The 7,535-nt window shown below is 31.0% G+C and carries 3 protein-coding genes and 1 pseudogene; all 4 read right to left on the bottom strand.

The window, feature by feature from the left end; translation table 11 throughout:
* Positions 1-163: 163 nt before the first annotated feature.
* The gene (locus tag PN450_RS19090) at positions 164-622 is read right to left on the bottom strand and encodes a CBS domain-containing protein (RefSeq protein WP_271837224.1); all 459 of its coding nucleotides are present in this window, start codon (positions 620-622) and stop codon (positions 164-166) included.
* A 241-nt stretch (positions 623-863) separates the two neighbouring features.
* Positions 864-2,653, bottom strand: a pseudogene (locus tag PN450_RS19100) (RNaseH domain-containing protein).
* A gap of 26 nt (positions 2,654-2,679) precedes the next feature.
* Positions 2,680-4,017 (bottom strand): pPIWI_RE module domain-containing protein, encoded by a 1,338-nt coding sequence (locus tag PN450_RS19105; RefSeq protein ID WP_271837227.1) that lies wholly within the window; start codon positions 4,015-4,017, stop codon positions 2,680-2,682.
* A 72-nt stretch (positions 4,018-4,089) separates the two neighbouring features.
* Positions 4,090-7,389: a pPIWI_RE_Z domain-containing protein gene (locus PN450_RS19110; protein WP_271837229.1), complete on the bottom strand. Its 3,300-nt coding sequence runs from the start codon at positions 7,387-7,389 to the stop codon at positions 4,090-4,092.
* Between the last annotated feature and the right edge of the window lie 146 nt (positions 7,390-7,535).

The following is a 7,535-nucleotide window of genomic DNA, read 5'->3' on the forward strand; positions in this document are numbered from 1 at the left end:
GTCATTGCCAAAAATAGTTCTCCAAATGCTTCGCCCGTACAGTTGTTAGTTGTCAGTAGGGGCGAAGCATTTGGAAGATAAATTATCGGTCATTGCCAAAAATAGTTCTCCAAATGCTTCGCCCGTACAGTTGTTAGTTGTCAGATAATATTTCTCTCCTTTGCTACTCTGCGGCCATAGTGCGAATAATATCACCACGAGTTAGAATACCAATTACCTTACCCGCATTGTCAAGGACTGGGAGACGATGAACTTTGTGATCTTGTATTAGTTTTGCAGCTTCTCTTAATGGTTTATCAGGAGAAATAGTTAGGGGATTTTTACTCATAACTTCCCCTACTGTTTGTCCTAAAGCTTTATGTAAATCTCGTTCATAGGTTGCAGGATTTTGTAAATAAATCACACTATCCAAAATCATGATATATGCAGGGGGAGTTATACCAGTTTCTTGCCACATCAAATCTGCTTCTGAGATAATTCCGACTAATTTACCTGCGTCATCAATTACAGGTAAACCGCTAATGTGTTTTTCTGCCAGAATTTGGATAGCTTCTTTTAAGGGAGTTTGAGGACGGACGAGGATAGGATCACGACTCATCACATCAGCAACGGTTTTAGACATTTTTTTACTTGCACCTTTTATAAAAGTCTTTTTAACTATTGTAGGAAATTATCGGTAACAAATAAAATACAGTTAATAGATTGTTACTTTTCATTTTAAAAATAAACGTTGTTTTTGTTTAAAAAGCATTTTTAGCAATGCCATTGTACCATAAAAGCCTAAAGATTGTATCAAATAATGAGTTACAACTGTGTTAGGCTTTTTGATCCAAAATCAAACTCCATTATTTAATTAGTTTTATCTAATCAAATAAACTTAGTTGTTTAGGGGCTTCAGTATCTTCCGTTTCTAATTCCTCATCATCTGTAATAGAAAATTCACTAATATAGTCTCTGACTACTCTTTCAAAAAATAGAGGTGCTGGTAATGTTGACCATTCTTTATAATGACCAAAACCGTAACGTAAAGATTCAACAAATGCAGCTAAATCATCAGAATTATCCTCTTCTTGTCTTAATGTAACAACAATTTCTAAAGGATTAGGCGTTGGATATTTATCAGTAAATACAGGTTTTTTTATCATTTCATGAATTTTTAAACTTGCTTGATTTACAACTTCTTGCTTCTCATCATTTTTGAGAACTTGATGAATTTCTGTTTCCCGATAACAGCTTTGTCCTCTTTGTTTTTGATGTAGGGTTTTATTCCCAATTGACAAGTAACACAACCTGTTTCAGATATTGCTGTTAGTCGAAATAATCTCTTGGGTGGACTGGTTGCTGAGGGAATTTCATAATCAAAAGTTAATTCTTCCTTTTGACGATTATCTTCTAAGGTTGTTTCTGCATATTGTCTTACTTTTTCTTCAATAAAACCTGGTGCTAAATCTTGACGAATACGAATAATCCTTGCACTTTTCCAATTATCTTCCATGTGTTGATATTGTTGATTTAGATTAATATTACAAGTAGTAATTCTCACATCAGCTAACCAACCACAAAGTTTAGAGCAATTAGAAGAATCAATCATAACAACGGGGTTTTTATTGTTGTTTACAGATTCAGAAATTATTTTATTAATAAATTCAGCAAGGCGAACTTTAGCAGTTTTAATGGGAGAAATTTGAGAAACAAAAGCAATCCCATTAGCAAATGTATACCATTGACTAATTTCTAAATTATTATTTTTGTCATAAGCACAGCATAATTCACAAATTCCAGTTTCTACATCTAAACGAATTGCTATTAATAGGTAAGTTTGTTCTAACTGACTTCTAACACGACCTCTTTGTTTGCGAATAATAGTAACTCCAATAATTTCTTTTGGTCTTTTTTCTGGAGTAATATTTTTCAGATAAGTATTAACTTTTGTCTGTATATTATCAATACGTCCAGAATGAGCAGAAAGTAAATCCTTAAGTGCAGATTGAACTCTATGAAAGTAATCTTCTAATTGAAGTAATCCTTTTTGCGTTTTTTCTATAGGTAAAAGAAACTGTGAAGTAGAACCACCTAAAGAAGCTAATGCTTGACGAGTTGAAGGTTTATTAACAAGATCATCATGTTGTTGATTATACCATTTCTTAGCTAGAATTAAGCAAAAAGTTCTCTGATTAAGATCAATTAATTGTTGAGTAATTTTTTTCCATTCTTCAATTCTTAATTGAGAACGTTCTTTTGCTTTTAGTTGCTTACCAGGTAAACTTTCTTTTGGACCATGAACATTTTGAGGTAAACGCTGAAGTTGAATATGAATTTTACTTCCCCAAATAATCTGAGCAATATTTTTCACAAAATTAACATCGGTTTTGATATTTTCTTCATAAAAAATAATTAATTGCAATGGTTCATGGGGATATAATCTTTCTAAAGATTCATTATTAGCTTTAATTATTGCTTGAAATTTTTGAATTTGATATGGTAATTTCTTACCTTTGTTATATTCAATCCCTTTTGTTTGTGTATAAATATCTTGTAAAGTAATATCAAAATAAGTAGGTGAGCAGAAAAATTTCAAGGTATGTAACGGTATGTAAAGTTGTCTAAAACCTGTTCCCTGTTCCCTGTTCCCTGTTCCCTGTTCCCTTGTCATAACGACAATTTTTAACGCCAACCTACTTACTGTTTAAGTAAACTATTTTTTTCATCATCGGTTAATTTAGAGAAATATTCAGGAGTAAAAGTTGAAAAATCATTATTATCAAGGCTTTCTAATATTCCTCCTAATAAAGTAATATGATTAATCATGCCTTCATCACTATCATTTGAAGAATGACAAGCTTTTACTGGTTGATAATCTTGAAAAGGAATAAAACCAATCGGTGTAAGAATGTTACTAATAGCTTTATACGCTTCTAATTTATCAATTTCTGGTACTCCATCTTGAACATCATAACTTTTTTGTAAGCCATTACGAAAAGTTAACATGACTTGATTTTCTTGAGTAGATGCTTTACCTAAAGCAATATCTTCACCAGATTTTACTGTTAAAGGAATATTCAATTTTTGACTTAAAATTTCAAAAGTGTTATCAATATTCCAAATCCATTTTTTATCTTGATTTTCTTCACAACTTAGCTGATATTGAAAAGCTCTATCAGGATAATTTTTAGAAAAAATAAAACCATTGATATTTCCTAAACCATAACGAGCTTTTGTTAAATTATATACCCATCTTCTTTTAGAAACATCAATTCTTAATACAGGTTGATGAACTGAAGGAAATGTGACAATTTCTAATTTAATGACTAAACTAAATTTATCTTCTTTCTCTTTAATTGAAATAGGAATAGTCATTAATTCTGCTTGACCACCTCCTGGATTGGAAGATATTACTCGTTTCATTGTCCCACATTTTTGAAATATCTCTTTTCCTGCTATTTGACGAGCAATAAACTCTACAAAATCTTTATATGAATAACCATAACTTCCTTGTGTTGTACCTGTTCCAGACCATTTCCAAGGTAATAATTGAGATTTAATATCTTTAATTTTAACTAAATTGTTTTCTTGCCATAAATCTTGTAATTTATTGAATGATTGAATATCAGAACTATTTTTATTTACATAAGGCTGTAAATAATTAGTTATCCATTCATCCATAACAGGACGAATTTTCTTAGCAATAAAATCATAATTACCTTCAGTGAAATAAGCAAAGGGTTCATTTTTTTCTTCGTTAGTGATTTGATTAGAACTAAGACGAATACTAGAATGTAAATAAGCAAGATTATCAAACTGAATTTGCAATAATCCTCTCAGAGAAGCATAAGGTAAATTCTGGTTTTTGTCGCTAATTGAATTTTTGATTAATTCAAATTCAGCTAATGCTTCCAATGTCCAAGAGAGAGTATAACTATTAATTGTTACTGGTTCAATATTATCAGGAATTGTTAAAGCAAGAAACAGGGAATCAATTGTTTTTTGTCCGATGGAAATGTACTGTTTTGTATTCATGAAATTATCCTTTTGTTTGGAATTGGGGTTTATCCCTAAAATTATTTATTTTCAACGTAACTAATTGTATACTTAAAGTTCTAACAATTCTGAAGAATCAAAATTCTCATCATCATCTTCAAAATCATCTATTTTAGTTAAATCATCAGGGTAAATAACTCCTTCAACTCTTTGTAATGGTTGCAAAAAAGCTCCATAGAGTTCTTGATAAATTTCTCTTTTAATTGTATCAGGATGATTGACACATTCTTCTAAAATAATTCGCATTCGTACTAACATACTATTCCGTCCTGATTCAGTTTTTTCTTGAGCAGAATTAGAAGTCCAAGCAGCATCAACAAAAAATACTTGAACAGCGCAACCATTACGCATTCCTCGACCAATTGTTTGTAAAATATTAATCATTTGATTGGCTGTAAAAGCTTTAAATAAACGTGGACTTAAACGAGAAGCTATGAGCGGTTCTCTTAATAAACGATGAACTTTTTTATGTAGTTCTTTCTTAGCTGTTTTCCAGGCTTGTACTAAACTATCTAAATCATGATTTTCGGTAAATATCTGATTATCAAAATTTTGACTTGCTTCTCCTGCTAAACTATATAAAAGTTGTAAATCATCCATGGTAGGATGGGGACGAGTGAGAAAATAAATTGAACCAATAGCAGCATCTAATTTTCTCTTTCCTTGAGTATAAACTATGTTAACTCCTCTCCCAATAGCTAACATGGGGAAAATTAATATATCACAATTTTCATCATCACCAAGTACAGGACATTGAGCGGTTGTAAGATAATCATTATTAGTTTCTCCTTCCTTTAAGAATTTAACTAAGGCTTTGGTTCTTTTACCTATTTCTGGATAATGGTTATTAAGATATTCTTTAAGAGTACGAGCTTGTTCATAACTATTAACAACTAATGCTACTTTCCGATGAATATTATCTTTAGCATCAAAGTGACGTATTTGTTTATAAATGTGGGAATTTTGACCACCTTTAACTAACTCTTCTACCATTTTTTTTAAATTACGATCTCTTAATTCTCCTGCTCCACTATAACGTAAAGGTTCATCTCCTCTTTCTTTATCTGCAAGCCATAAAAAAGAATATTTACTATTATTTGAATGTTGTTTCTTTTCAGGTTTAAGTAAATAATTAGGTTGTGTTTGAATATGGTAAGCTGGACTAGCTTCTAAAAAAGAAGTAGCAGAAGTCATTAAAACCGCAGGACTTTTTAGGGGATTTTCCGGTTTAAATAACTCATGAAAACGGTGCATTAACATTCGAGGTGCGCCCATAAATGTACTATAGGAAATTTCTACGTTACGAGCATTTAAACGGGTAGAAGATGCTTGAGAAAAACTATATTTAACTCCAGAAAATGAACCTAAAATATTTTCAGTAATAATTCGTTTTAACGTGCTGCTAGGATTAGGAGTAATAATTGATTCACGAATTAAACCTTCTGCTATCATTGTTCTTGTACCAGGGACTATTTTCTGATAACCTAAAATCATAAAGGTAATACAAATTAGTAGTTTAATCACATCTTCTGCACCAGGTGGAGTTGTCTTTTCAGAAAAACAACGGTTTAAAAATAGTTGAGTAATATTTTCAACAATTTCATCTCTTTTTTTGAGTAAATTCTCTGCTAAATAATCACGAAAATAATTAATCAATTTCAACCATTCTTCTTTAAGTTTGGCTGTTTCAATTCCTAAGTTTTTAGCTGATATATTAACCTGACTCCATTCTAAAGATTCACTTCCAGTACGATTATAAAAGGCTTTGTAGGCTGCTTCTAACCAAAAGCTAGTTAAAGCATCATTTTTTTTGAATATATTTTTTAGTTCTTCTGCTGATAATTGATCTCTTGGAGAATAACTTTTTTCTAATCCATCTAATAAATCAGTAATAATTTGGAAAACTGTTAATAATTGATTTTCATATCTTTTACCAATCCGAGAATTAGATAAATTTGATACGGTGTGAATTAAGGTATTATTATGATCACCAAATTCTGATAAATCTCTGCTATAAAGTTCTACGTCTCTATCAAATAAACGATGGTTTTCTCCCTGAGCAAACGGAGTATGAATTGATTCTAAAATAACTCGATGAATTGAATCTTTTGCACCAGAAATACTTAATTCAGCAACGCCATAACTATCTAATACAGATTGGATTAAATCAGCTTCATCAAAAACTACTAAATCAAAGGTACGAGCGATTAATTCAAAGTAGTGAATTTCTTCATCTATTGCATGATAAGGAATTTTAGTATCTAAGGAGAGAATATGACTTACCCAAATATTAGCATTAATTAAATCTCTTGGTGCTTGATTTCGTCCGCACATTGTCCATAAAGGACATAAGTGTTTTTGCATCTTTCCGTTTTTATTACTACCTTGTAAAATCTGTGAACAAGGTGCTGTTCCAAATTTCCAGAAAGAAGTATCTTGTTTAGTAAATGCAGGTAAAACACAGTTTAAACTGAATAATTCTGCACCTTCAATTGTGTTACCAAAACCTCTATTTTCTCCAGAAATAGCAATTGCTTCGGCTAAATTTTCAGCATGACGACGACGAGTTTGATCGCTATTTCCTACTAACATTCCTGTTTTCACTTTATGAAAAGTTAGTTGAGTATAATATTGTCTTGCTACTTCAATAGAAGGAAACAAAAATAAGGCTTTATATCCTTTATAACCTAGCCATGTTGCTATTAACATTAACAGAGTGGTTTTTCCTGATCCCGGTAATCCTAATAAATGTTTAATTCCTGTTAATTCCAAGGTATCAGTTGCTTCTAAATTTTGTCCGTTTTCAGTAGTCATTAAAGCAAAATTTAACCGCTTTGACCAATTTTCTTGTTTTCTTTCAGGTGCTTGTTTTTCCCTTTCATCCATTTCCATTGCTAAGGTTTTTAATTCACTGATAGGAACGGTAATTTTATTTTGAGGAATAGTATTAATTAAATGTTTAATTTGATGGGTTTGACGCGGTTTTAAAGGTGCTGTAATTGGTTCTATAGGTATTCTAATTCCTAGATTCTCGTCTTCTAAACCTACTGTCATTTCTTGTAAAGGATTAGCGACTTTTCTCGAATGTTTTTGATAAGCTAAAGGTTGATTTAAAATTTGTTTAGCTTGAGTAATTTTCGGATCTTTTAAAAAGTCAATGCGTTCAAAGTTAAGATTTTCTGAGTCAATTCTATATAGTCCTTGAGTTTGTTTCTGGTAATAATCATCGTTGTAAATATTGACAGCTTTTCTTAGGGAAGATTCTGTCATAAAATCAGGAGTAATTTGTCGTAAATTGAAAACTGCTTGACTATATCTTTTAAGTTGTGGTGCTTCATAAATACTATTCATTCCTGAAAGACCTGAGTTCGATGTAAATAAAAAGTCTAAAAGTACGTAACAGTAACAGTTCTGTCAATAAGTATTGGTTATTGAGAATTAAAGCCCACACCAAAAATTTCTCAAAAAATTAATTTTTTGAAATGTATTTACTATTA

This window comes from Dolichospermum lemmermannii CS-548, assembly GCF_028330815.1.
Lineage (GTDB): Bacteria > Cyanobacteriota > Cyanobacteriia > Cyanobacteriales > Nostocaceae > Dolichospermum > Dolichospermum lemmermannii.